Source organism: Pseudomonas sp. AP3_22 TE3818 (genome assembly GCF_053628995.1).
Map to the genome: position 1 here is coordinate 780,427 of NZ_JBRJHL010000001.1, position 23,182 is coordinate 803,608.

The window sequence follows — 23,182 nt, forward strand, 5'->3', positions numbered from 1 at the left end:
AACGATTCCGGCAATTACCAACGACATCGCCTGGGGCGATGTCGATATAGCCATCGTTCCAATCAGACTGGGCCTGCTGACTCTATGCGAATGCGCCTTATGTTACTGGGCGGCGGAAATGCCCTTGGGCAGGCGCTGATTCGCCTCGGTGCGGAGGAAGACATCGGTTTCCTCGCCCCCCGCCCGCCGCAAGACGGCTGGGATGCCGCGAGCCTGACACAACTGCTCGACGACACCCGTCCCGATGCATTGATCAACCTTGCCTACTACTTCGACTGGTTTCAGGCCGAAGCGGTCAGCGAACAGCGTCTGGCCGGCCAGGAGCGCGCGATCGAGCGTCTGGCGGAACTGTGCCAGCACCACAACATCGTCCTGCTGCAACCTTCGAGCTATCGCGTGTTCGACGGTTCCCGCGCCACGGCCTACAGCGAAAAAGACGAACCGGTGCCCTTGGGCTTGCGGGGGCAGGCGCTGTGGCGGATCGAGCAAAGCGTTCGCGCCACCTGCCCGCAACACGTGCTGCTGCGTTTCGGCTGGGTGCTGGACGACAGCCCGGATGGCGCCCTTGGCCGCTTCCTCGCCCGTGCCGAACAACCCGAAGAGCTGCTGATGGCCGATGACCGGCGCGGCAATCCGACGCCGGTCGACGATGCCGCCCGCGTGATCATTTCAGTGCTCAAGCAACTCGATTGCGCAGCGCCGTTGTGGGGCACCTACCACTATGCCGGGCATGAGGCGACCACACCGCTGGCGCTGGGGCAGGCGATTCTGACCGAGGCCCGCAGCCTGCATCCGCTGGCCATCGAAGCCCCGACCGCCCAGGCCCACGCCGCACGTCCGGATGCTGCGGAAGAGCCGCAACACGCGGTATTGGCCTGCAAAAAAATCCTGCACACCTTCGGGATCAAGCCACGCGCCTGGCGTGCAGCGCTTCCCGGTCTACTGGACAGGTTCTATCGCCATGGCTGACGGTCCCGTTTTGATCACCGGTGGTGCCGGTTTCATTGGTTCGCACCTGACTGACGCCCTGCTCGCCAAGGGCCATGCGGTGCGGATTCTCGATGACCTGTCCACCGGCAAGCGCAGCAATCTGCCGCTGGATAATCCCAAGGTCGAACTGATCGTCGGCGACGTGGCCGATGCGGCTTTGGTCGCCCAGGCAATGGCCGGTTGCAGCGCCGTGGCGCACCTGGCCGCCGTGGCGTCGGTGCAGGCCTCGGTGGACGATCCGGTGCGCACGCACCAGAGCAACTTCATCGGCACGCTGAACGTCTGCGAAGCCATGCGCCAGGCCGGGGTCAAGCGCGTGCTGTTCGCCTCCAGCGCGGCGGTGTATGGCAACAATGGCGAGGGTGAGTCGATCGACGAAGACACCCCAAAGGCGCCGCTGACGCCGTATGCGGTGGACAAACTGGCCAGCGAGCAGTACTTCGATTTCTACCGTCGCCAGCATGGGCTGGAGCCGGTGATTTTCCGCTTCTTCAACATCTTCGGCCCGCGCCAGGATCCGTCCTCGCCGTACTCCGGGGTGATCAGCATTTTCAGCGAGCGCGCACTGAAGGGCTTGCCGATCACCGTGTTCGGCGATGGTGAGCAGACCCGGGATTTTGTCTACGTCGAAGACCTGGTCGACGTGCTGGTGCAGGCCATCGAGAAGCCCCGGGCCGAAGTCGGTGCGGTCAACGTTGGCTGGAACCAGGCGACGACCCTCAAGCAAATGCTCGAAGCGCTTGAAGCCGTGGTCGGCCAGCTGCCACCGGTAAGCTACGGCCCGGCGCGCTCCGGTGACATCCGTCATTCCCGGGCGAACAACCGGCGTCTGCTGGAGCGCTTCACTACCACGGAGCAGACACCGATGCGTGTGGGGTTGGCGCGGTTGCTGGGGCGCTGAGATTCTTGCGTGTCTAGTCCTGAAATAGGTTTACACCTGTTTCACCCTAACGCCCGATGCACCGCATCGGGCGTTTTGTATTTTAAAGACAGGTGCGGCCGCTCCTGGTTGTAGATCGTGACCGCCTCTTGCACCATCTGTGTGGCCTGCGCCAAATCCGCTGGTCGATGGATCAAGAACTCTGTTTTCAAGATGCCGTTGACCCGCTCTGCCAAGGCGTTCTGGTAGCAGTCGTAGCCATCAGTCATCGAGCAAGTAATGCCATGTTTTGCGTGCACTTCTTGGTAAAGGGCCGAGCAGTACTGGGCGCCTCGATCCGAGTGATGGACTAGTTTCTGACCGCTTCGACGCCGCTTCAAAGCCATTCGAAAGGCTTGCACCACGGAGTTGGTGTGCAGATTCTCATGCACGTGATAGCCGACTATTTTTCTCGAAAAGGCATCCGTCACCAAACTCAAATAGGCCACGCCATCACGGGTAGGCAGGTACGTAATATCGGCCACCCAGACCTGTTCCGGGCCGTTAGCGATTATTTGTTCCGGGCTTGGTTTCAGCAAATTGGGGTGCCGGCGGAAGCGATGATGACTGTCGGTCGTCTTGTGATACGCTCGCTTTCTGTGGACCAACTGGCGGCTTTCACGCAAAACCGCGAATAAACGATCCCGGCCAACATGAAGCTCCCGTTGCTCGCGCTGCTCATGCATCATCGAGTGCAGCTTCCGGGTACCGATGCAAGGTTGGCGGACACGGATTTTCTGTACAAACGCTATGAGCTGCCGATCCTGGTCGGCCCGAGCCCTGTAGACCCGGTTACGTTTGTAATAGGCCTGACGGCTTATTCCCATAAATTGGCAAGCCCTGCTGACACTCAGGGTTTGGGTTTGCGCAACGACTTGCCGGGTCGCTTTTTTACGACAGATACGCCGTAGTCGTTCTTCAGAACATCAACCACGGCTTCAAAAAATTGGGCTTTCTGATTCGCCAGCGCCAACTGCTCCTCAAGTTCTTTGATTCTTTGCTCGGGAGTCAATGGCAAGGTTGGCTCGTCCATAGGTCTGATCCTCTGGGAGCGAATGGAGGCGCCTTGGCTCCAGTCCTGGCGACCATGCTTGCGTAACCAAACCAACACCGTCGACCGACCCTGAATCCCATAGCGCCGCTGAGCCTCTTTATAACTCAACTCGCCTTTTTCGACCTGGTCGACGACCGATAATTTAAAAGCCAGCGTGTAATCACGCTGACTGCGTTTCGTACCCGTATCCATTGCACCTTCCTGAAAAGAAGTCAGAAGGTGTAAACCTTATTCAGGACGGGACAGCGGCCACAAAAAAGGCGTCCATCAAGGACGCCTTTTTTGTGGCCGGAATTCGCTTTGACAGCTTATGTAATTCCAGTGGCCAGGTTCACCACCACGTGAACATTCTTCCAGCGATGTCGCTTAGAACTTGTAACCCAGACCCACCATGTAGATGAACGGGTCTACATCGACGTCCACCCGTGCCCGGGTACCTGGGGCAATCGAGTTGTTCTCGACAGTGGCGCGGGTATCGATGTCGATGTAGCGAACCTGGGCGTTGATCATGATGTTGTCGGTCAGCATGTAGTCCGCACCGACCTGCCAGGCCATGCCCCAGGAGTTTTCCGCCTTGAAGTTGCTGAAACCGGCGGACTGCGCCTGGCTGCCAACGTGTTCGTCGTAGATATAGGTGTAGTTGATGCCGCCGCCGACATACGGCTGGAAGGCCGACTTCGGATCCAGCGGGTAGTACACCAGGCTCAAGGTCGGCGGCAGGTGCTTGAGGGTGCCGAGTTTGCCGTTGGCCGCGCTCAGGGCCGTGCCCTTGAGTTTCACGTCATGCTCGAACGGTGTGGCTGCCAGCAGCTCGATACCCAGGTGATTGGTCAGCATGTAAGCGAAGTTCAAGCCCAGTTGCGTGTCGCTGCTCATGGTCGCCTTGCCACCCAGGTCGGCACCTGCGAGCGGGCCTTGATCAACCTTGACGCTGGAGCTGTCAGCCTCTGGGTTGACGGTGATGGCGCCGGCACGAAGGATGATGTCACCGGCTTCGAAAGCATTGGCGAGCGGGGCTGCGAGCGCGAGGGCAACCAGCGAAGCGCTGAGCAAGGACTTGTTCATGGGGGCTCCAGAGGACGTTAAAAATGTTCGATGTCCAATGGTAAGGCGCCTAACGATTCGGTCTTTTGATGCAGCTCAATGAAAGTGGGAAGGGGGTGGCTTTTGTGGTGTTTTTGATGCCGCCTTCGCGAGCAAGCCCGCTCCCACAGGGGGAACGCATTCCAGTGTGGGAGCGGGCTTGCTCGCGAAAGCGGCATTTCTAATCACACAAAACAACCGGATTCACTCCGGCAATTCATACAGGTAAATCTTGTCCGCCTCCATCTGATACCCGGCATCCGCCAGTTCGCTGGTGGACGCCTTGACCTGCAATGCGCCCTCGATCCAGTACGGCTGATACAACTCGTCGAGCTTCACGCCGACTTCGCTTTTGACGTGCACGATCTGGTTCGACGGCGGTGGCGGTACGTGGATGCAGGCGCCGAAATAGGGCACCAGCAGAAACTCCGTGGTGCGTCCTTCCTCGCTCACTTCCAGCGGCACGATGTAACCCGGCAGGCGAATGCTCTGGCCATCGAGGGTGTTGACCACCGGTGCGTTGGGCAAGTCTTGTTTGGCGGCGGGCGCCGACTCGGCCGTCAGCGCATTGCTCATCTGCGACAGGTCATGCAGCGGCGTCATGTTCGGCACTTCTTTCGGCGCGTCCGGCGGAATCATCTCCGACCAGGTCAAATCGCGCGGCTGGGCTGCCCACAGGGGCAGGGCGACCAGCATCAACAGCGCAAGTACAGCGCGGGGCATTTTCAACGTCCTCATAAACGGATCGACAGGCCATCGGCCAGGGATTGGCGATAGGCGCGCCAGGCCGGCACGCTGCCCATCAGCAGCGCGGCGATCAGGATGCCACCGAGCAGCGTCCATTCATACTCGCTCGGCCAGGACAGCGGCAGATACAGACCATAGTTGGCCTGCACATATCCCTGGGCCGCCGCGATGCACACATACAGCAACGCCACGCCGGCGATCACGCCCGACAGCGCCAGGGCGAAAGCTTCGAGCACCAGCAGCGTCGCGATGTGCCAGGGTCGCGCACCCACCGAACGCAGGATCGCCATTTCCCGACGACGTTCGTTGAGGCTGGTGAGAATGGCCGTGAGCATGCCGATCAACCCGGTCAGCACCACAAACAGCGAGACCACGAACAAGGCTTTTTCCGCGGTGCCCATCAGGCTCCACAGCTCCTGCAGCGCGACGCCCGGCAGGATCGCCAGCATCGGCTCACCACGGAATTCATTGATTTCCCGTTGCAGGGCAAAGGTCGAAATCTTGTTGTTGAGACCGAGCATGAACGCGGTGATCGCTTGCGGCGTGAGGTCCATGTTACGCGCCTGATCGGCGGTGATTCGGCCCTCGCCCCGGGCCGGCACACCGTTATGCCAGTCGATGTGGATCGCTTCCATGCCGCCAAGGCTGATGTGCAGCGTGCGGTCCACCGGCGTGCCGGTGCGTTTGAGAATGCCGACCACGGTGAACGGCTTGTCGTCGTGCTTGACCAGGCTGATTGCCGCCACGCCGTGGGCCAGCACCAGTTTGTCACCGAGTTTGTAGTGCAGTGCCTCGGCCACTTCGGCACCGAGCACCACTTCGAACGGGTCGGTCGCAAACGCCCGGCCATCGGCCAGCTCCAGGTGTTGCTGGCGGCCGTACTGGTAATGCTCGAAGTAGGCTTCGGTGGTGCCCATTACCCGGTAGCCGCGATGGGAATCGCCGAGGGACATCGGGATCGCCCATTTCACTTTCGGGTTGTTGGCGAAGTGCTCGAAGCTGTCCCAGCGGATGTTGTTGGTGGCGTTGCCGATACGGAACACCGAGTACAGCAGCAGGTTCACTGAGCCGGAGCGGGCGCCGATGATCAGGTCGGTGCCGCTGATGGTGCTGGCGAAACTGGCCTTGGCTTCGGTGCGCACGCGCTCCACCGCCAGCAGCAGGCACACCGACAAGGCGATGGCGAACGCGGTGAGGATCGCGGTGAAGCGGCGGTTAGCCAGGCTGGCCATCGCTAGACGAAACAGATACATCTCAGACCTCGGACGGGGTGGCGGCGCGATTGAGTTCGGCCAGCGACAGGTTGTGGTCGAACAGCGGTGCCAGGCTCTGGTCGTGGCTGACGAACAACAGGCTCGAGCCGGCTTCGCGGCACTCGGCGAACAGCAGGCGAATGAAGTTCTCACGGGCGTCGTAATCGAGGGCCGAGGTCGGCTCGTCGGCGATCACCAGTTCCGGTTGACCGATCAGTGCACGGGCGGCGGCGACCCGTTGCTGCTGGCCGATGGACAACGAATCGGCGCGGCGACCGAGGATGTTTGCATCCTTCAGACCCAGGTGGGCGAGCAGCGTCGCGGCCGCTTTGTCGACGCTGCCGTGACGCTGTTTCGCCCGTTCGGCACGCAGCTTCGAGAAGTGGCAAGGCAGTTCGACGTTTTCACGCACCGATAGAAACGGCAGCAGGTTGAACTGCTGGAAGATGTAACCGGTGTGATCGACGCGGAAGTGGTCACGGGCGCCGGCCGACAGTTGCGTCAGCTCCTGGCCGAGCAGGCGGATGCTGCCGCGATCGGGCTTTTGCACGCCGCCGAGCAGGCCGAGCAGGGTGGTCTTGCCACTGCCGCTGGGGCCTTTGAGGAACAGGGTTTCACCGCGCTCCAGGCGAAACGCCGGGATGTCCAGCAGTGGCGGGTGACCGGGCCAGCTGAAGCTCAGGTCGGACAGTTCGATGAGTGCTTGGGTCATGTGAAACCGGTCAGGTTGATGGTGAACCCTGTAGGAGCGAGCTTGCTCGCGAAAAACCTGAGAGCACCGAGGTGAGTCAGGTTTCCAGCGTTATCGTTGACGTCCATCGCGAGCGAGCTCGCTCCTACAAGGGGGAGCGAGGTGAATTCAGAATTTCAGGGCGGCAGCCTTGGCCGTCACATCAACGCCTTGCTGCCCGCTCGGGCCGATCAGTTGTACCTGAATCTTCTGAGTGGCCGGGAACGCGTTGAACATGTTCGCCAGGTCCAGGGTCTTCAATGCGTCCGGTGTGGCGCAGGTGAACTGATAATGAGCGTGGATTTCGCTATGGTCGTGATGAGGCTCGTCCTTGGCGTCTTCATCATGGTCATCGTCGGCATCGGGCGTGTCACCGAACAACGGGCTTTCCAGTTCCTGGTTTTCCACCACGCAACCGGCGGCTTTCGGCAGGTTGAACAGGGCCAGCGGTTGCTCTAGCAGAGCGCGGGCCGCGGCGACTTTGGCTTTGTCGGCATCGCTGGTGGCGACGTGTTCGAAACCCACCAGGTTCATGGCCGGGCTTTGCAGCTCCAGCGCCAGGGTCTTGCCGTCCAGCGCCGCGTTCAGGCGTCCAACGCCATGTTCGTGGGCACCCAGGCTGCCATGCTCATGATCGTGTTCGTCGGCGGCATGGACGACAGCCAGCGGCAGCATGGCAAACGGCAGAACGAGAAGCAGACGACGCATGGCGAGTCTCCGAAAAGTAAAATGAAGAAAATGTTATGTAATCTTATAACGTAAGTACGGAGAGTTTGACTGCCTGCTTGGCGTTGCACAAGTCCCATGGGAGCATGCAGGGAAGAAAAGTGCGGGAGCAGACTTATGTTGCGAATTCGCGGAAGCATCGGCGACTGGCCGGTGGATTTGACCCTGGAGATGGACGATGCGGACTGGGCACGACTAGGGGCGCAGTTGCAGGTAGAAAAATCCCCGGTCAGCGCCCCGGTGGCGAAGCCGCTGAATCAGGATGATGCGCTGTGGCAGATCGCCCGGGATTTGCTGCGTCAGGCCGGACAGTTGAGTGGACCGGATTTGCTCGATCAATTGGAAGGCCTGACCGGCAGTGCGGCGGCGGGCAAGCGCCTGCTGGTGCGTTTGCGCCATTGTGCGGATGTGAAAGTGGAAAGCGGCGGCGATACGCCGCTCTACCGCTGGATCGGATAACTGTAGGAGCCGGCTTGCCGGCGATGAACGATGACGCGGTGGTGAGGCTATCGCTGGCAAGCCAGCTCCTACAGGTAACGATTAGTACAGCGCGGCAAACAATTTACGACGGTACGTGCTCACCAGCGGGTGATCGTTGCCCAGCAACTCGAACACCTGCAGCAAGGTCTTGTGCGGCAAGCCTTCGCTGTAGCTGCGGTTGCGGATGAACAACTTCAGCAAAGCATCCAGCGCAGCGTCGTACTGCTGACGGGCCAGTTGCTGGATCGCCAATTGATAAACCGCTTCATCGTCCAGCGGGTCTTTCGCCAGCCGTGCCTTCAGGTCGGCGGCGTCCGGCAAGTCCTTGGCCAAACCGAGAAACTTGATCTGCGCCTTGGCGCCGGCCAGCGCGGCCTTGTGCTCGTCGCTCTTGACCGCATCCAGCACGGTTTGCGCCTCGCCAAGTTCACCGCGCTCGGTCAGGCAGCGGGCGTACAGGATCAGCGCCTTGGCGTTGGTATTGTCTTCACCCAGGATCACTTTGAGCAGCGCTTCGGCATCGGCAAAACGGCTGTCGTCGAACAGCGCCTGGGCCTGTTCGAACGGATCGGCGGCGGCCGGCGGCGGCATCTGCACATGGGGTTCGAGCAGGGCGCGCACGGCGGATTCGGGCTGGGCACCGGCAAAACCGTCGACAGGCTGGCCGTCCTTGAACAGCACCACGGTCGGCAGGCTGCGAATGCCGAAGCGGGCGACGATGTCTTGCTCGATGTCGCAGTTGACCTTGGCCAGCAGCAATTCACCCTGATAGCTCTCGGCAATGCTCTGCAACATCGGCATCAGCACTTTGCAGGGCGCGCACCATTCGGCCCAGAAATCCACCAGCACCGGCTTGTGGAAAGAGTTCTCGATCACCGACTGGTCGAAATCGGCAGTCGTGGCGTCGAAGATGTACGGCGTTTCCTGGCTCATGGGCAATCTCGTAGAAGCGTGAATGGGGCAACTATACGGCTTGGTGGGGGGCGGCCGGAAGCGGTTGGCCGTGAGAGGTGTGTTGCCTGACAGGGCGCCTTCGCGGGCAAGCCCGCTCCCACAGGGATTGAAGTCGCCACAAGATGTGTGGTTCACACCAACCATTGTGGGAGCGGGCTTGCCCGCGAAGCTTTTAACTAGCGCCGCGCGTGGTACAGGCTCACATGCCGAAACTCGTGGGGCTCGGCCAGATCCGGCAGGGTCATGGCTTCGAGCATTTCGATGCGCCGGTACAACGGATGGCGAAAGTCCCGCACCCGGGAATCCGCCACCAGCGCCTCTCGGCCGCGACTGAGGAACTGGTCGAGCAGCGGCAGGTTCGCCCGGTCATACAGCACATCCGCCACCAGAATCAGATCAAAGCGATCAGCCTCGGCGAAAAAATCCGTCGAGTAGTTGAGCTGCACGTCATTGAGCTCGGCATTCGCCCGACACGCGGCAATCGCCAGTGGATCGAGGTCGCAGGCCAGCACTTCCAGTGCGCCGGCCCTGGCGGCGGCGATCCCCGCCACCCCGGAGCCCGCGCCGAAATCCAGGACCCGCTTGCCTTCGACCCAGTGCGGGTTTTCCGCCAGATAGCGGGCCACGGCCAGGCCGCTGGCCCAGCAGAAACTCCAGTACGGTGGCTCATGCAGGATGCGCCGGGTTTCTTCGGGGCTGAAGGCGCGGTCCATGTTGTCGCCGTCGATCAGCCACAGCTTCAAATCGGTTTCCGGCAACGGGCAGGCCACCAGTTGTGCATCACCCAGCAGTTCAACCAAGGCCCGTTGCAGTTCGAGCGGTGCACTCATGGGGCTTTGACGAATTGCAATTGGCCCAGGGCCTGGGTGGTCGGCTGGGTAATCAGTTGCGACGGCAAGTGCAGGATCAACTGGCCGGACTGGCTGGCGCGGCCTCGCAGTTCCACGCGGGCGCCGGTCGGGAAGGACTCCGGATTGAAACGCAAGTGAAACGGCAGCACCTGGTTATTGCCGATCAGGCTGGAGCTGGCGATCAATTGTTGCGGGCGGTCTTTTTCGTCGATCACCAGCAATGCCAGTTCGACTTCGGCGCCTGCCGGCACGCCTTGCAGGGTGCCGCTCAGCTCACGCTGATAGGCAGGCAGGGGGCCGAGGTCGGCGGCCTCCCGGGCTTTCTTCTGCGCTTGCTGCGGCGCCGGGCCAGGTGTTGGCGGCTGGGGCTTGGGTGCATCGCTGCCGCAAGCCACCAGCAGGCTGAAAACACTGAGCAAAATGAGCGGACGTAACGACATTGGTGGCTCCATAAACCTGAATTCCATGGATCAAGTGATCATCCCGTCTGTATACCGCAAACCCTATGGCTTGTCTTGCCACCGGGATGCGCTACCATGGCCCTCCCTTTTTTTGTTGCCTGCCACCATGCACTGTCCCTTCTGCGGTGCCAACGACACCAAGGTCATCGACTCGCGTCTGGTCGCCGAGGGCGAACAGGTGCGCCGCCGGCGTGAATGCCTGGCCTGCGGCGAGCGTTTCACGACGTTCGAGACGGCTGAACTGGTGTTGCCGCGCCTGATCAAAACCGACGGCAGCCGCCAGCCGTTCGACGAAGAAAAACTCCGCGCCGGCATGCAGCGTGCGCTGGAGAAGCGCCCGGTGAGCGTCGAACGCCTCGAATCGTCGCTGGTGCACATCAAACACAAACTGCGTGCCACCGGCGAGCGCGAGGTCAAATCCCTCGTGGTCGGCGAACTGGTGATGGCCGAGCTGCAGAAGCTCGACGAAGTCGCCTACATCCGCTTTGCCTCGGTGTATCGCCGCTTCCAGGACCTCAACGAGTTCCGCGAAGAGATCGATCGCCTGGCCCGTGAACCGGTGAAAGAATGACCACGCCTGCCGAACAAGCCATCCTCGACGCCCATTTCATGGCCCGTGCCCTGGAACTGGCGCGCAAGGGGCATTACACAACGCACCCCAACCCACGTGTAGGTTGCGTGATCGTGCAGGGTGGGCAGATTGTCGGTGAAGGCTGGCACGAGCGCGCCGGCGAGCCTCACGCCGAGGTCCACGCCTTGCGCGCGGCCGGTGAGCAGGCGCGTGGCGCTACCGCTTATGTGACGCTTGAACCTTGCAGCCACCACGGCCGCACGCCGCCCTGTGCCGATGCGCTGGTGAATGCCGGTGTGGCCCGCGTGGTCGCGGCGATGCAGGACCCGAACCCGGAAGTCGCCGGTCGCGGTTTGCAACGCCTGGCTCAGGCCGGTATCGCCACCGAAAGTGGTGTGCTGGAGGGCGAAGCGCGAAAGCTCAACCAAGGCTTCCTCAAGCGCATGGAGCACGGCTTGCCATTCGTGCGGGTCAAACTGGCCATGAGCCTCGACGGTCGCACGGCGATGGAAAGCGGCGAAAGCCAGTGGATTACCGGTCCGGCAGCACGCTCGGCGGTGCAACGCCTGCGCGCCCAGGCCAGCGTGGTGCTGACCGGCGCCGACACGGTGCTGGCGGACAACGCCCGCTTGACCGTGCGTGCCGATGAGCTCGCACTGGACGCCGAACAAACAGCACTGGCCATGAGCCGGCCGCCGTTGCGTGTGCTGGTCGATGGCCGCCTGCGCGTACCACTGGATGCGCCGTTCTTCAAGGCCGGCCCGGCGCTGGTCGCCACCTGTGTGGCGGTGGAAGAGCAGTACGCCAACGGCCCGGAATGCCTGATCGTGCCCGGCTACGATGGCCAGGTCGACCTGCGTCAGCTGCTGGTCGAACTCGCCAATCGTGGCGTCAACGAGGTGTTGGTCGAGGCCGGTCCACGGCTGGCGGGTGCTTTCGCGCAGCTAGGGCTGGTGGACGAATTCCAGATATTTATCGCCGGCAAGTTCATGGGTTCTTCGGCGCGGCCGCTGCTGGACTGGCCACTCGCGCAAATGAAGGATGCGCCGGCACTCAAAATCACCGAAATTCGTGCAGTTGGCGATGACTGGCGAGTCATCGCCATCCCAGTGCCAGCAGCGAGCGTATAATTTCCGGCCATCGCTATAGCGCTGGCTTTGTTCTCGAGGAGAACCTCATGTTTACCGGCATCATCGAATCCATCGGCAGTATTCGTGCATTGACCCCAAAGGGCGGTGATGTGCGGGTACACGTCGAAACCGGCAAGCTCGACCTGAGCGACGTCAAACTGGGCGACAGCATCGCGGTCAACGGCGTGTGCCTGACCGCCGTTGAATTACCGGGCAATGGTTTTGCGGCGGACGTCAGTCGCGAAACCCTCGACTGCACCGCCATGAACGACCTGAAAAGCGGCAGCCCGGTCAATCTGGAAAAAGCCCTGACCCCGACCACTCGCCTTGGTGGGCATCTGGTCAGCGGTCACGTCGATGGCGTGGGTGAAGTGGTTGCCCGTACCGAAAACGCGCGCGCCGTGGAATTCCGCATTCGCGCGCCCAAGGACCTGGCCAAGTACATCGCCCATAAAGGTTCGATCACCGTCGACGGCACCAGCCTCACCGTGAACGCGGTCGATGGCGCCGAGTTCCTGCTGACCATCATTCCGCACACCCTGAGCGAAACCATCATGGCGTCGTACCAGCCAGGGCGCCGGGTGAACCTGGAAGTGGACTTGCTGGCCCGTTACCTCGAGCGTCTGTTGCTGGGCGACAAGGCCGCAGAGCCTACAAAATCCGGAAACATCACTGAAAGTTTTCTGGCCGCCAACGGCTACCTCAAATCCTGACTCAAGGGGGTGCCTTGTGGCGCTCAATAGCATCGAAGAACTGGTTGAAGACATCCGCCAAGGCAAGATGGTCATTCTCATGGATGACGAAGACCGCGAGAACGAAGGCGACCTGATCATGGCCGCCGAGTGCTGCAAGCCCGAGCACATCAACTTCATGGCCAAGCACGCCCGTGGCCTGATCTGCATGCCGATGAGCCGCGAGCGCTGTGAACTGCTCAAGCTGCCGTTGATGGCGCCGCGCAACGGTTCCGGTTTCGGCACCAAGTTCACCGTCTCCATCGAAGCGGCCACTGGCGTGACCACCGGCATCTCCGCCGCCGACCGCGCGCGTACAGTGCAAGCGGCTGCCGCCCGTGATGCCAAGGCTGAAGACATCGTCAGCCCGGGCCACATCTTCCCGCTGATGGCCCAGGCCGGCGGCACCCTGGCCCGTGCCGGCCACACCGAAGCGGCCTGCGACCTGGCGCGCATGGCCGGTTTCGAGCCGAGCGGCGTGATCTGCGAAGTGATGAACGACGACGGCACCATGTCCCGTCGCGCCGAGCTGGAAGCTTTTGCTGCCGAACACGACATCAAGATCGGCACCATCGCCGACCTGATTCACTACCGGATGATCCACGAACGTACCGTTCAGCGGATTGCCGAGCAGCCACTGGACAGCGAACTGGGCCAATTCAACCTGGTGACCTATCGTGATTCGGTGGAAGGCGACGTGCACATGGCACTGACCCTGGGCAACGTGTGTGCCGAAGAACCGACCCTGGTTCGCGTGCACAACATGGACCCGCTGCGCGACCTGCTGATGGTCAAGCAGCCGGGCCGCTGGAGCCTGCGCGCCGCCATGTCAGCGGTTGCCGAGGCTGGCAGCGGCGTGGTGCTGTTGCTTGGTCACCCGCTCGATGGCGACGTGTTGCTGGCGCATATCCGCGAAACCGCCGATCACGCCGCGGTGAAAAAACCGACCACCTACAGCACTGTCGGTGCCGGTTCGCAGATCCTGCGCGACTTGGGCGTACGCAAAATGCGCCTGATGTCGGCACCCATGAAATTTAATGCGATATCCGGTTTCGATCTGGAAGTTGTAGAATACGTGCCCTCCGAATAATGACCGGTTGTTCCCGGCCTTGAATTCGCGGCAAATAAATCACCGAGGGACGCGTACGAGACGCGTCCCGGCTCTTTAAGAGATCTAACGAATGACCCTGAAGACCATCGAAGGTACCTTCATCGCCCCTAAAGGCCGCTACGCTCTGGTAGTGGGCCGTTTCAACAGCTTCGTCGTTGAAAGCCTGGTCAGCGGTGCCGTTGATGCCCTGGTTCGCCACGGCGTAAGCGAAAGCGACATCACCATCATCCGCGCACCTGGCGCCTTCGAAATTCCGCTGGTTGCACAGAAAGTCGCTCAAAAGGGCGAATTCGCGGCAATCATCGCCCTGGGCGCAGTCATTCGTGGCGGCACTCCGCATTTCGAATACGTGGCTGGCGAATGCACCAAGGGCCTGGCCCAGGTGTCCATGGAGTTCGGCGTACCGGTTGCATTCGGCGTGCTGACCGTTGACTCCATCGAGCAAGCCATCGAGCGTTCCGGCACCAAGGCCGGCAACAAAGGTGCTGAAGCTGCCCTGTCCGCTCTGGAAATGGTCAGCCTGCTGGCGCAGTTGGAGGCCAAGTGATTAGCGACGATAGCGATCGTTTCAACCCGCGCGATCCAAAGCCTGCGGATGCCGGCAAGCCATCGAAAAGCGCCAAGCGCCGCGAAGCCCGTCAGCTCGCGACTCAGGCGCTGTACCAATGGCACATGGCCAAGCAGTCGCTGAACGAGATCGAAGCGCAGTTCCGGGTCGATAACGATTTCAGCGATGTCGACGGCGCGTACTTCCGCGAAATCCTGCACGGGGTTCCGCAGTTCAAGACCGAAATCGACACCGCACTCAAGCCTTGCCTCGATCTGACCATCGAAGAGCTGGACCCGGTTGAACTGGCGGTTCTGCGCCTGTCCACCTGGGAACTGCTCAAGCGCGTCGACGTGCCGTACCGCGTTGTGATCAACGAGGGTATCGAACTGGCCAAGGTCTTCGGTTCCACCGACGGCCACAAGTTCGTCAACGGTGTGCTCGACAAGCTGGCCCCGCGTCTGCGTGAAGCTGAAGTGAAGGCGTTCAAGCGCTGATCGGCGCTTGGAATGTCGACACGAAGCCATGGGCGAGTTTGAGCTGATCCGCAATTTCTTCGCCGCCGCGCCTTGTGCGCAGGGCGGCGAAGGCGTTGCCCTCGGGATCGGCGATGACTGCGCCTTGCTGGCTGTTCCTCCCGGGGAGCAGTTGGCGATTTCTACCGATACGCTGGTGGCCGGTGTGCATTTCGCCGATCCCTGCGATCCCTTTCTGCTCGGTCAGCGCTCGCTGGCCGTGGCCGTCAGCGACCTGGCCGCCATGGGCGCCACTCCAATCGCCTTTACCCTTGCCCTGACCTTGCCGACGGTGACCGCCGATTGGTTGCAAGCCTATGCCCGTGGTTTGAACCAGATGGCGCAAAGCTGCGGCGTGGCACTGGTCGGCGGCGATACCACCCGTGGGCCGTTGAGCCTGACCATGACCGTGTTCGGGCGCGTGCCGAGTGGCCAGGCGCTGACCCGCAGCGGTGCGCAACCGGGCGACCTGCTGTGTGTCGGTGGCGACCTGGGCAATGCCGCCGGTGCCTTGCCATTGGTGCTGGGCCAGCGCACGGCCGACGCGAGTATTGCCGAGCCGTTGCTGGCCCACTACTGGTCGCCGCAACCGCAGCTTGGCCTGGGGCAGGCACTGCGTGGCAAGGCCACTTCGGCGATGGACATCTCCGACGGCCTGCTCGCAGATTGCGGGCATATCGCGCTGGCCTCGAAGGTCGGTATCGAAGTCGAGCAGGAGCGTTTACCGCTGTCGCAGAGCCTGGTCGACTTTCTCGGCCGATCGGACGCTCAGGTGGCGGCCCTGAGCGGCGGCGACGATTACGTGCTGGCGTTCACCCTACCGTCCGTCGAGTTGCCGCTATTGCTGGCCGACGGATGGCCGATCCATGTGATTGGACGGGTGGTGACGGGGCAGGGCGTGACGCTGCTGGATGCCGATGGCCAAGACATCACCCCGCAAACCCGGGGTTATCAACATTTTCGGGAGTCACCGTGACAGATCATCCCAAACAGGTCCCGGCGGAATTCGTACCGCCGTCGGTCTGGCGTAATCCATGGCATTTCCTGGCGTTCGGCTTCGGCTCGGGCACCTTGCCAAAGGCGCCCGGCACTTGGGGATCGTTGGTTGCGCTACCCTTTATTCCGTTGTGGCAGATGCTGCCCGACTGGGGTTACTGGCTGATGCTTGGCATCACCATGCTGTTCGGCTTCTGGCTGTGCGGCAAAGTGGCCGATGATTTGCGGGTACACGACCATGAAGGCATTGTCTGGGACGAAATGGTCGGGATGTGGATCACCCTGTGGCTGGTGCCGGAAGGTTGGCAGTGGTTGCTCGCGGGTTTCTTGATGTTCCGCTTCTTCGATATCCTCAAGCCGTGGCCGATTCGCTGGATCGACCGGCACGTGCATGGCGGCGTTGGCATCATGCTCGATGATGTCCTGGCCGGGGTGTTCGCCTGGTTGGCGATGCAGGGATTGGTGTGGTTTTTCGCCTGATCAAGGGTTACCAGGCGTTAATCGGGGAGCAGGGATGGTTCTACGTGGATTGATAGTGGTGGTATTCGCGATAGTTTGCTCTTTCGCCCAAGCGGGAGGAGGGGGTGCTACGCCGCCGTCGGTGATTCATCTGGCCAGTGAGGACTGGGAAGACTACACCGCCGCTGACGGTCACGGCCTGGGCTGGGACGTACTGCGACAAGTGTTCGAGCCGGCAGGTGTCAAAGTGGACATTCGCACCGAGCCCTACGTGCGTTCGCTGGGCCTGGCCGAACGGGGTGAAGTCGATGCCTGCGTCGGCTCCTATCGCGACGAATCCGAGGCTGTGCTCTATCCTCACTGGAGCTTCGACACCGATCACATCTATGCCCTGGGCCTGGCGAGCAGTCCGGTGCCAACCCCGGAAACCCTGGGCAATTATCGGCTGGCCTGGATCCGTGGCTACGATTACCAGGATTATTTGCCCAACGTGCAGCACTTTGCTGAAGTGCAGCGGCGCGACGGCATCGTGTCGATGCTGACCCACAACCGTGCCGACTATTACATCGACGCGCAGACCGAAGTCGATTACGTGCGCAATCGTGCCAAAGACCCCTCCCAGTTGCGCAGTACCCATATCGCCGAGTTGCCGCTGTACCTGTGCTTTGCCAAGACCGCAAAGGCGCGTAGCCTGATGGCGCTGTTCGATCAGCGCATGGAGCAATTGGTCAAAAGCGGTGAGCTGAAACCGATCTTCGAGCGCTGGAAACAGCCGTATCCGTTTGATTCGAACTGACACCGATTTGCGGCTGGCAGTGTCCCCTGTGGGATTGGTGCGGCTGTTATCAAACTTTTTGATAGTTATCGCCGATAATTCAGCCTAAGCGTCGCTCGGAACCTGCTGTTACAATGCCGGCTCTGCGAATCTTCAGAACTTTTAGATCAGGAGCACACCGGTGCCTGTCGTTTTTGTCGCCGCTTCCAAGCTGCCAACGCCTTTTGCGCAATTCACTATGCATGGCTTTCTCGATGAAGGCACTGGCCGCGAGCACGTTGTGCTGAGCCTGGGTGAGTTCGACGACGGTGCCCCGGTACTCGGCCGGTTGCACTCCGAATGCCTGACTGGCGATGCCCTGTTCAGCCAGCGTTGCGACTGCGGCTCGCAACTGGAGGCCGCTTTGCAGGCCATCGCCCGTGAAGGTCGTGGCGTGTTGCTGTACTTGCGCCAGGAGGGTCGTGGCATTGGCCTGCTGAACAAGATCCGCGCCTATGAGCTGCAGGACGGTGGCGCCGATACCGTCGAAGCCAACGAGCGTCTGGGCTTTGCCGCCGACCAGCGTGACTACGCCATGTGCCTGCCGATGCTAGAGCACCTGGGCGTGAAGTCATTGCGCCTGATGACCAACAACCCGCGCAAGGTCAAAGCCTTGACCGACATGGGGATCGCGGTCGCCGAGCGCGTGCCGTTGCACACTGGCCACAACCCGCATAACCGACTCTACCTGGCGACCAAGGCCAGCAAGCTCGACCACATGATGGGCAATGAACATCAGGGCGAGGTAGACCGGGCGTGACCCGCGGTCAGGTTCGGCGGCGATTGTCCGTCAACTGGTGGCAATACCTGGCCCTGGCCCTGTTACCGCTATTCGTGATCAACGCGGTGTTTGGCCAGAGCGAAGCCATCCTGCCGGTGCTGGCGATGCCGTTGTTCATCGCCGGTGTCGCTTCGATGTTTGTCAGCCTGAAGTTTTTCGGCGCCTACAAACACGCGCTGATCGCCACCCAGAAAGCCCTCGATACCCCTGAAGAACCTGGCGCGTGGATCAACCTGGCGACGAAGCGCCGTACGGCGTTCCTTGCCGCCGGCCTGCCGGCGTGGATCGGTGCCCTGGCGGTGTTCGTCGGGCTCGAAGCGGTGCCGCTGATGCTGCTGGCGCTGTCGACCGCCGTGCTGTTCTACCTCTACCGTATTCCGCGTCAGCTCGGTTGATGCGCGCGCTCTGGCTGGCGGTTTTGCTGCTGGCCGCCAGCCGCTCGGCCATCGCGGTCGAGCGGGTCGTCAGCCTTGCACCGTCACTCTCTGAAATCGTCGTGGAACTGGGTTCTGCCGACCTCCTGGTCGGTGTGCTGGACGCCGGTGAGCGACCGGCTGAACTCAAGAACCTGCCCTCCGTTGGCCGCTATGGCCAGTTGGACATGGAGCGGCTGCTCAGTCTGCAGCCCGATCTGTTGCTGCTATGGCCCGGTAGCGTCGGCCCGGCCCAGCGGGACCAGCTCAAACGCCTGAGCATTCCCACCTACGTCGCCGAACCCCACAGCCTGGAGCAGCTTGCCGCGCAGATCGAGGCCATTGCCGCTCAGATCGGTCGGCCTGACCGCGGCGTTTCATTGGCCGGCGACTTGCGCCAGCGGTTGGATGCACTGCGTCAACGCTATCGACGGGATCAGCCGTTGCGGGTGTTCTATCAGATATGGGATCGGCCGTTGTACACCGTCGGCGGCGAGCAGATCATCAGCGATGCGCTGGAGGTCTGCGGAGCCCAAAACGTGTTTGCCGACCTGAAACTGCCGGCACCGCAAGTCAGCGTGGAAGCCGTGTTGCAGCGTAATCCCGAGGTGATTCTGGCCAGTGATCAGGCGCAGCTCGATGCGTGGAAAGCCTGGCCGCAGGTGGCGGCCGTGGCGCAAGGACAATTGCGATTGGTCACGGACAAGGGGCTGGAGCGGCCGAGTGGGCAGATGGTTGAGGCGACTGCAAAGCTGTGCCAGCTGATCGCATCCGACCGCTGACAGCGAGGTGTCTGCTTCGCGAGCAAGCCCGCTCCCACAGGGTTCTGCTTTAATCACAAATCTGTAATCCAACCTGAAAACCTGTGGGAGCGGGCTTGCCCGCGAAGAGGCCGGTCCAGACAGTACAGATTCCGGATCAGATTCCAGGCGTCCATGTCACCCCGAACATCCACGCCCGACCTTCCTCGCGATACCCGTACTGGCTGCCTTGGTAGCTGTACAACGCCCGGCTGTAACCCTTGTCCAGCAGGTTGTCGACCTTCATCTCCAGCCTGATTTCACGATTGAGCTCCCAACTGCTGCGCAGCCCCAGCAAGGCATAGCCGCCGAGGGGCTGTTGATTGTTCAGGTCGTCATAGCTGCTGCTGACCGCTTGCCAACTGACGCCGAGGCCCATGCGATCGAATTGCCGATCCAGGTCCAGGCTCAAGGTACGCCGCGCACGACGGGCCAGGGTATGGCCAGTGTCGCGATCCCGCGGGTCGATGATCGCCACGCCAAGGTTGCTCTGCCAGCCGAACAACTCCTGCTTCAATGCCGCTTCAAAACCGTTGATCCGCGCCGAGGCAACGTTCTCGGGGCGCGAGTTGCTGCCGAAGATGATCGCGTCTTCAAGGTCGGTGCGATACAGCGACGTTTCCAGTCGACTGCTCTCGGTCAATTGGCTGCGCCATTGCAGCTCATAGCTTTTCGAGGTTTCAGGCTTGAGGTCCGGGTTGCTGAAGTCGGGGTAGTACAGATCGTTGAACGTCGGTGCGCGGAAGCCTTCGCTGTAGGTGAAAAGCACTTCGTTGTCCGGGTTCAGCGGCAGGGTGAAGGTGCCGCTCCAGGTGTTCTGGCTGCCAAATTGCTGGTTGTCGTCGTGACGCAAACCCAGCTCCGTGGAGAAACTGTCGGCCCGATAGCGGTGCTGGATGTACGCCGCCCGGTTCCAGCGACTGTCTTCATCGAACGCGGTGCTGCTGTTGATCCGGTCTTCATACCAGTCACCTCCGAGCAGCAGACTGTTGCGCTCGTCGAGCGCCAGGTCGTTCTGCCAGTTCACCGAATCCCGGTAGGTGTTGAACACGCTGCGTTCGTCACTGAGTTTGTCGATGGTCTTCTCGCGGTTTTCGCTGTGGCCGAACTCGATGCGGGTTTTCCACAGATCATTGATGCGCGCGTCGATGTAACTGCTGACACTGCTCACATCGAATTCGTTGTATGGCTGCTGTTGGACTGTCCCGAACGGGCTGTCGAACTCGCTCTTGCCACGGTTATCCAGCATGTTGGCGCCGATCTCGATGTCATCGCCGAGGGCATGGCTCAAGCTCAGGCTGAACGACTGGTTGCGATACTCGTCATGGTCGCCATCGCTAGGGTATGACTCGTGGGTGCGATTGATCCCGGCGCTTTCGTCGAGGCTGGCGCCGAGATTGAAACGGGTTCGCTCATCGCCACCGGACAGGCCAAGGCTGTGTTCCCAGGTCTGGTTGCTGCCAAACGCCGTGTGCAGGCGCGGTTGCAGGCCCTGTTCGCCGCCACGTCGGGTGAAGATCTGGATCACTCCGCCAATCGCATCGCTGCCATAAATCACCGAACGAGAGCCGCGCAGCACTTCCACGCGCTCGACCTGTTCGATGTTGATGTGTTGCAGGTTGCTGTCGCCGGAGGTCGAGCTGCCGATGCGCTGACCGTCCACCAGTACCAGGCTCTGGGCTGATTGCGTGCCGCGAATGTAAACCCCCGGCACACTCCCGCGCCCGCCGGCCTGCGAGACTTGCACGCCCGGTACACGGCGCAGCAGGTCGGTGACGCTATCGGGTTGCAGGCGATCAATGTCGTCGCGGGTGAACACGGTGTTGGCGGCGCTGCTGTCGTTGCGCGCTTCGACCTGGCGGTTGGCGCTGATCAGCACGTCGGGCAGCTTCAGCGCTTGATCGCGTTCGAAGGAGTCGGCCAGCAGTTGACCAGCCGGCAGCAGGGTCAGCGTCAGGGCGAGGGGGGAGAGTTTCATGGTCTTATCGTAGAAATTGAGGCGCACACGGACCTTGTAGGAGCTGGCTTGCCAGCGATGCTTTTGGCGTCCTTCAGGACGCCATCGCCAGCAAGCCGGCTCCTACAGGGGGAGATCAGGTTTAAAGGTTCAGCAGTTGCAGGCGCTCGCGGATCGAAGCCTCGATCCCGGCTTCATCCAGCCCACACTCGGCAAGCATTTGCGCAGGCTTGGCGTGTTCGACGTAGATGTCCGGCAAGCCCAGGTGCAGCATCGACTTGAGGATGTTTTCCCGGGCGAGGAATTCGCTGACCGCGCCACCGGCGCCGCCCATGATCGCGTTTTCTTCGACAGTAACCAGCAGCTCGTGACTGCCGGCGATTTCGCGCACCAGCGCTTCATCCAGCGGCTTGACGAAACGCATGTCGACCACGGTCGCATCCAGCGTCTCGGCGACCTTCAGGGCTTCGGTCAGTTGCACGCCGAACACCAGCAGGGCGACTTTGCTGCCCTGGCGGCGGACGACGCCCTTGCCGATCTCGATCGGCTCGAGGTCTTTCTCGATGGTCGCGTTCGGGCCATTACCGCGAGGATAACGCACAGCCGCCGGGCCTTCGTACAGGTGACCGGTGGTGAGCATCTTGCGCAGCTCGTTCTCATCGCTCGGGGTCATCACCAGCATGCCGGGAATGCAGCGCAGGAACGACAAATCGAAGCTACCGGCGTGGGTTGGACCGTCTTCGCCCACCAGACCCGCGCGGTCGATGGCGAACAGCACGTCGAGGTTCTGCACGGCGACGTCATGCACCAGTTGGTCGTAACCGCGTTGCAGGAAAGTCGAATAGATGGCGACCACGGGCTTGGCGCCTTCGCAGGCCATGCCGGCCGCGAGGGTGACGGCGTGCTGCTCGGCAATGGCCACGTCGAAGTAGCGCAGCGGGAAACGTTCGCTGAACGCGACCAGGTCCGAGCCTTCCTTCATCGCCGGGGTAATCCCGACCAGGCGCGGATCGGCAGCCGCCATGTCGCACAACCATTCACCGAACACACCGGAATATTTCGGCCCGCTGGCCTTCTTCGGTGCAGCGGCCGGGGCGTCCAGCGGTTCGAGTTTGGTGATGGCGTGGTAACCGATCGGGTCGACTTCCGCCGGGGCGAAACCTTTACCCTTCTTGGTGACGACGTGCAGGAACTGCGGACCTTTCAGGTCGCGCATGTTGCGCAGGGTGGCGATCAGGGTCGGCAGGTCGTGGCCATCGATCGGGCCGATGTAGTTCCAGCCCAGCTCTTCGAACAGCGTGCCGGGAACCAGCATGCCCTTGGCATATTCTTCGGTGCGGCGAGCGATTTCCCAGGCACCGGGCAGGCGCGACAGCACTTTCTTGCTGCCTTCGCGCATGCTTGCGTAGGTGCGGCTGGAAAGGATCTTCGCCAGATAGTTCGACAAACCGCCGACGTTGCGCGAGATCGACATGTCGTTGTCGTTGAGGATCACCAGCATGTTGGCGTCCACTTCCGGCGCGTGGTTCAGCGCCTCGAACGCCATGCCCGCGGTCAACGCGCCGTCGCCGATCACCGCGATCGCCTTGCGCTCGCTGTTTTGCAGGCGGGCGGCAATCGCCATGCCCAGCGCGGCACTGATCGAGGTGCTGGAGTGGCCGACGCCAAAAGTGTCGTACTCGCTCTCGGAGCGACGCGGGAAGGCAGCGACGCCGTCCTTCTGGCGCAGGGTGCCCATGCGCTCGCGACGACCGGTGAGGATCTTGTGCGGATAAGCCTGATGACCCACGTCCCACACCAGCCGGTCGTCCGGGGTGTCGAAGACGTAATGCAGCGCGATGGTCAGCTCGATCACGCCCAGGCCGGCACCGAAATGCCCACCGGTCTGGCCGACCGTGTAGAGCAATTCCAGGCGCAACTCATCGGCCAGGGTTTCCAGCTCGGCTTCGCCTAACCGGCGCAGGCCGTCCGGCGTTTTCGCGCGGTCGAGCAGGGGCGTGGTCGGGCGCTTGCGGGGAATCTCATGAAACGTCGTGGGCATCAGGCGAATCGTTATAGGTATAAAAGATGCGGCAGTTTACCTGATGCATCGTCCCCTGCCCACGCGTT

The 23,182-nt window shown here is 61.7% G+C and carries 26 protein-coding genes; 15 read left to right on the forward strand and 11 right to left on the reverse strand.

The window, feature by feature from the left end:
- The first annotated feature begins 84 nt into the window (after positions 1-84).
- Both AB7M25_RS03710 and AB7M25_RS03715 read left to right on the forward strand, forming a co-directional pair.
- Positions 85-969, forward strand: a complete 885-nt coding sequence (locus AB7M25_RS03710) for a sugar nucleotide-binding protein (protein ID WP_429383984.1) — start codon at positions 85-87, stop codon at positions 967-969.
- Positions 962-1,891, forward strand: coding sequence for an NAD-dependent epimerase/dehydratase family protein (locus AB7M25_RS03715; protein WP_429518464.1), 930 nt, complete (start codon positions 962-964; stop codon positions 1,889-1,891). Before AB7M25_RS03710 ends, AB7M25_RS03715 begins: the two co-directional genes overlap by 8 nt.
- Positions 1,892-1,932: 41 nt before the next feature.
- Here AB7M25_RS03715 and AB7M25_RS03720 read toward each other — a convergent pair.
- The 6 genes from AB7M25_RS03720 to AB7M25_RS03745 all read right to left on the reverse strand — a co-directional run bounded on the left by AB7M25_RS03720 (position 1,933) and on the right by AB7M25_RS03745 (position 7,484).
- Positions 1,933-3,155 (reverse strand): IS3 family transposase gene (locus AB7M25_RS03720; protein ID WP_454236982.1). Its coding sequence is split into 2 segments (ribosomal slippage): positions 1,933-2,804 and positions 2,804-3,155, totalling 1,224 coding nucleotides; the frame shifts between segments, so codons are not numbered across the junction.
- Positions 3,156-3,329: 174 nt separating this feature from the next.
- Positions 3,330-4,028: an OmpW/AlkL family protein gene (locus AB7M25_RS03725; protein ID WP_007970148.1), complete on the reverse strand. Its 699-nt coding sequence runs from the start codon at positions 4,026-4,028 to the stop codon at positions 3,330-3,332.
- Between the two features lie 222 nt (positions 4,029-4,250).
- The gene (locus tag AB7M25_RS03730; RefSeq protein WP_454236983.1) at positions 4,251-4,769 is read right to left on the reverse strand and encodes a DUF3299 domain-containing protein; all 519 of its coding nucleotides are present in this window, start codon (positions 4,767-4,769) and stop codon (positions 4,251-4,253) included.
- 11 nt (positions 4,770-4,780) lie between these two features.
- Positions 4,781-6,046, reverse strand: coding sequence for an ABC transporter permease (locus AB7M25_RS03735; RefSeq protein WP_454236984.1), 1,266 nt, complete (start codon positions 6,044-6,046; stop codon positions 4,781-4,783).
- A gap of 1 nt (position 6,047) precedes the next feature.
- Complete coding sequence (locus AB7M25_RS03740) at positions 6,048-6,758, reverse strand: ABC transporter ATP-binding protein (protein ID WP_429383978.1); 711 nt, start codon at positions 6,756-6,758, stop codon at positions 6,048-6,050.
- A 147-nt stretch (positions 6,759-6,905) separates the two neighbouring features.
- Positions 6,906-7,484: a DUF2796 domain-containing protein gene (locus AB7M25_RS03745; protein WP_454236985.1), complete on the reverse strand. Its 579-nt coding sequence runs from the start codon at positions 7,482-7,484 to the stop codon at positions 6,906-6,908.
- A gap of 135 nt (positions 7,485-7,619) precedes the next feature.
- Between AB7M25_RS03745 and AB7M25_RS03750 the strand changes: the two genes are divergently transcribed.
- Positions 7,620-7,961, forward strand: coding sequence for a hypothetical protein (locus AB7M25_RS03750; protein WP_454236986.1), 342 nt, complete (start codon positions 7,620-7,622; stop codon positions 7,959-7,961).
- Positions 7,962-8,042: 81 nt separating this feature from the next.
- Here AB7M25_RS03750 and trxA read toward each other — a convergent pair whose 3' ends face one another.
- From trxA to AB7M25_RS03765, 3 genes are all read right to left on the reverse strand, one after another.
- Entirely contained in the window at positions 8,043-8,915 is an 873-nt protein-coding gene (gene trxA / locus AB7M25_RS03755) for a thioredoxin (protein ID WP_104451294.1), read from the reverse strand.
- A gap of 197 nt (positions 8,916-9,112) precedes the next feature.
- Positions 9,113-9,766, reverse strand: coding sequence for a class I SAM-dependent methyltransferase (locus tag AB7M25_RS03760; RefSeq protein WP_429383970.1), 654 nt, complete (start codon positions 9,764-9,766; stop codon positions 9,113-9,115).
- The gene (locus AB7M25_RS03765; protein ID WP_429383968.1) at positions 9,763-10,227 is read right to left on the reverse strand and encodes a YbaY family lipoprotein; all 465 of its coding nucleotides are present in this window, start codon (positions 10,225-10,227) and stop codon (positions 9,763-9,765) included. Before AB7M25_RS03765 ends, AB7M25_RS03760 begins: the two co-directional genes overlap by 4 nt.
- Positions 10,228-10,354: 127 nt before the next feature.
- On the opposite strand from AB7M25_RS03765, the gene nrdR reads away from it, so the two are divergent.
- From nrdR to AB7M25_RS03825, 12 genes are all read left to right on the forward strand, one after another.
- Positions 10,355-10,819: a transcriptional regulator NrdR gene (gene nrdR / locus AB7M25_RS03770; protein WP_003228656.1), complete on the forward strand. Its 465-nt coding sequence runs from the start codon at positions 10,355-10,357 to the stop codon at positions 10,817-10,819.
- Positions 10,816-11,949: a bifunctional diaminohydroxyphosphoribosylaminopyrimidine deaminase/5-amino-6-(5-phosphoribosylamino)uracil reductase RibD gene (gene ribD, locus AB7M25_RS03775; protein ID WP_454236987.1), complete on the forward strand. Its 1,134-nt coding sequence runs from the start codon at positions 10,816-10,818 to the stop codon at positions 11,947-11,949. The genes nrdR and ribD overlap by 4 nt, the downstream gene beginning before the upstream one ends.
- 47 nt (positions 11,950-11,996) lie before the next feature.
- Complete coding sequence (locus tag AB7M25_RS03780) at positions 11,997-12,662, forward strand: riboflavin synthase (RefSeq protein WP_104451298.1); 666 nt, start codon at positions 11,997-11,999, stop codon at positions 12,660-12,662.
- A gap of 16 nt (positions 12,663-12,678) precedes the next feature.
- Positions 12,679-13,770 carry a bifunctional 3,4-dihydroxy-2-butanone-4-phosphate synthase/GTP cyclohydrolase II gene (gene ribBA / locus AB7M25_RS03785; protein WP_007970163.1) on the forward strand — a complete coding sequence of 364 codons (1,092 nt, stop codon included), beginning with the start codon at positions 12,679-12,681 and terminating at the stop codon, positions 13,768-13,770.
- Positions 13,771-13,861: 91 nt separating this feature from the next.
- Positions 13,862-14,338 (forward strand): 6,7-dimethyl-8-ribityllumazine synthase, encoded by a 477-nt coding sequence (gene ribH / locus AB7M25_RS03790; RefSeq protein ID WP_003228649.1) that lies wholly within the window; start codon positions 13,862-13,864, stop codon positions 14,336-14,338.
- Entirely contained in the window at positions 14,335-14,835 is a 501-nt protein-coding gene (nusB, locus tag AB7M25_RS03795) for a transcription antitermination factor NusB (RefSeq protein WP_007970164.1), read from the forward strand. The genes ribH and nusB overlap by 4 nt, the downstream gene beginning before the upstream one ends.
- 28 nt (positions 14,836-14,863) lie before the next feature.
- Positions 14,864-15,829, forward strand: a complete 966-nt coding sequence (gene thiL / locus AB7M25_RS03800) for a thiamine-phosphate kinase (protein WP_429518470.1) — start codon at positions 14,864-14,866, stop codon at positions 15,827-15,829.
- Positions 15,826-16,329 (forward strand): phosphatidylglycerophosphatase A family protein, encoded by a 504-nt coding sequence (locus tag AB7M25_RS03805; protein ID WP_007970166.1) that lies wholly within the window; start codon positions 15,826-15,828, stop codon positions 16,327-16,329. The genes thiL and AB7M25_RS03805 overlap by 4 nt, the downstream gene beginning before the upstream one ends.
- A 34-nt stretch (positions 16,330-16,363) precedes the next feature.
- Complete coding sequence (locus tag AB7M25_RS03810; protein WP_429518471.1) at positions 16,364-17,104, forward strand: substrate-binding periplasmic protein; 741 nt, start codon at positions 16,364-16,366, stop codon at positions 17,102-17,104.
- 160 nt (positions 17,105-17,264) lie between these two features.
- The gene (gene ribA / locus AB7M25_RS03815) at positions 17,265-17,882 is read left to right on the forward strand and encodes a GTP cyclohydrolase II (protein ID WP_007970170.1); all 618 of its coding nucleotides are present in this window, start codon (positions 17,265-17,267) and stop codon (positions 17,880-17,882) included.
- Complete coding sequence (locus tag AB7M25_RS03820; protein ID WP_454236988.1) at positions 17,879-18,298, forward strand: MFS transporter; 420 nt, start codon at positions 17,879-17,881, stop codon at positions 18,296-18,298. Before ribA ends, AB7M25_RS03820 begins: the two co-directional genes overlap by 4 nt.
- Positions 18,298-19,098, forward strand: a complete 801-nt coding sequence (locus AB7M25_RS03825) for a cobalamin-binding protein (protein WP_429383957.1) — start codon at positions 18,298-18,300, stop codon at positions 19,096-19,098. The genes AB7M25_RS03820 and AB7M25_RS03825 overlap by 1 nt, the downstream gene beginning before the upstream one ends.
- 136 nt (positions 19,099-19,234) lie before the next feature.
- On the opposite strand, the gene AB7M25_RS03830 is transcribed toward AB7M25_RS03825, so the two are convergent.
- Positions 19,235-21,094: a TonB-dependent receptor domain-containing protein gene (locus AB7M25_RS03830; protein WP_454236989.1), complete on the reverse strand. Its 1,860-nt coding sequence runs from the start codon at positions 21,092-21,094 to the stop codon at positions 19,235-19,237.
- A 121-nt stretch (positions 21,095-21,215) separates the two neighbouring features.
- On the reverse strand, positions 21,216-23,114 hold the full coding sequence (gene dxs, locus AB7M25_RS03835) for a 1-deoxy-D-xylulose-5-phosphate synthase (RefSeq protein ID WP_454236990.1): 1,899 nt from the start codon (positions 23,112-23,114) through the stop codon (positions 21,216-21,218).
- Positions 23,115-23,182 lie beyond the last annotated feature (68 nt).

Bases quoted from the DNA above. Each gene is read 5' to 3' on its own strand.
- AB7M25_RS03710 (WP_429383984.1), top strand. From the start codon at position 85: ATGCGAATGCGCCTTATGTTACTGGGCGGCGGAAATGCCCTTGGGCAG.
- AB7M25_RS03715 (WP_429518464.1), top strand. From the start codon at position 962: ATGGCTGACGGTCCCGTTTTGATCACCGGTGGTGCCGGTTTCATTGGT.
- AB7M25_RS03725 (WP_007970148.1), bottom strand. From the start codon at position 4,028: ATGAACAAGTCCTTGCTCAGCGCTTCGCTGGTTGCCCTCGCGCTCGCA.
- AB7M25_RS03730 (WP_454236983.1), bottom strand. From the start codon at position 4,769: ATGCCCCGCGCTGTACTTGCGCTGTTGATGCTGGTCGCCCTGCCCCTG.
- AB7M25_RS03735 (WP_454236984.1), bottom strand. From the start codon at position 6,046: ATGTATCTGTTTCGTCTAGCGATGGCCAGCCTGGCTAACCGCCGCTTC.
- AB7M25_RS03740 (WP_429383978.1), bottom strand. From the start codon at position 6,758: ATGACCCAAGCACTCATCGAACTGTCCGACCTGAGCTTCAGCTGGCCC.
- AB7M25_RS03745 (WP_454236985.1), bottom strand. From the start codon at position 7,484: ATGCGTCGTCTGCTTCTCGTTCTGCCGTTTGCCATGCTGCCGCTGGCT.
- AB7M25_RS03750 (WP_454236986.1), top strand. From the start codon at position 7,620: ATGTTGCGAATTCGCGGAAGCATCGGCGACTGGCCGGTGGATTTGACC.
- trxA (WP_104451294.1), bottom strand. From the start codon at position 8,915: ATGAGCCAGGAAACGCCGTACATCTTCGACGCCACGACTGCCGATTTC.
- AB7M25_RS03760 (WP_429383970.1), bottom strand. From the start codon at position 9,766: ATGAGTGCACCGCTCGAACTGCAACGGGCCTTGGTTGAACTGCTGGGT.
- AB7M25_RS03765 (WP_429383968.1), bottom strand. From the start codon at position 10,227: ATGTCGTTACGTCCGCTCATTTTGCTCAGTGTTTTCAGCCTGCTGGTG.
- nrdR (WP_003228656.1), top strand. From the start codon at position 10,355: ATGCACTGTCCCTTCTGCGGTGCCAACGACACCAAGGTCATCGACTCG.
- ribD (WP_454236987.1), top strand. From the start codon at position 10,816: ATGACCACGCCTGCCGAACAAGCCATCCTCGACGCCCATTTCATGGCC.
- AB7M25_RS03780 (WP_104451298.1), top strand. From the start codon at position 11,997: ATGTTTACCGGCATCATCGAATCCATCGGCAGTATTCGTGCATTGACC.
- ribH (WP_003228649.1), top strand. From the start codon at position 13,862: ATGACCCTGAAGACCATCGAAGGTACCTTCATCGCCCCTAAAGGCCGC.
- thiL (WP_429518470.1), top strand. From the start codon at position 14,864: ATGGGCGAGTTTGAGCTGATCCGCAATTTCTTCGCCGCCGCGCCTTGT.
- AB7M25_RS03810 (WP_429518471.1), top strand. From the start codon at position 16,364: ATGGTTCTACGTGGATTGATAGTGGTGGTATTCGCGATAGTTTGCTCT.
- AB7M25_RS03825 (WP_429383957.1), top strand. From the start codon at position 18,298: ATGCGCGCGCTCTGGCTGGCGGTTTTGCTGCTGGCCGCCAGCCGCTCG.
- AB7M25_RS03830 (WP_454236989.1), bottom strand. From the start codon at position 21,094: ATGAAACTCTCCCCCCTCGCCCTGACGCTGACCCTGCTGCCGGCTGGT.
- dxs (WP_454236990.1), bottom strand. From the start codon at position 23,114: ATGCCCACGACGTTTCATGAGATTCCCCGCAAGCGCCCGACCACGCCC.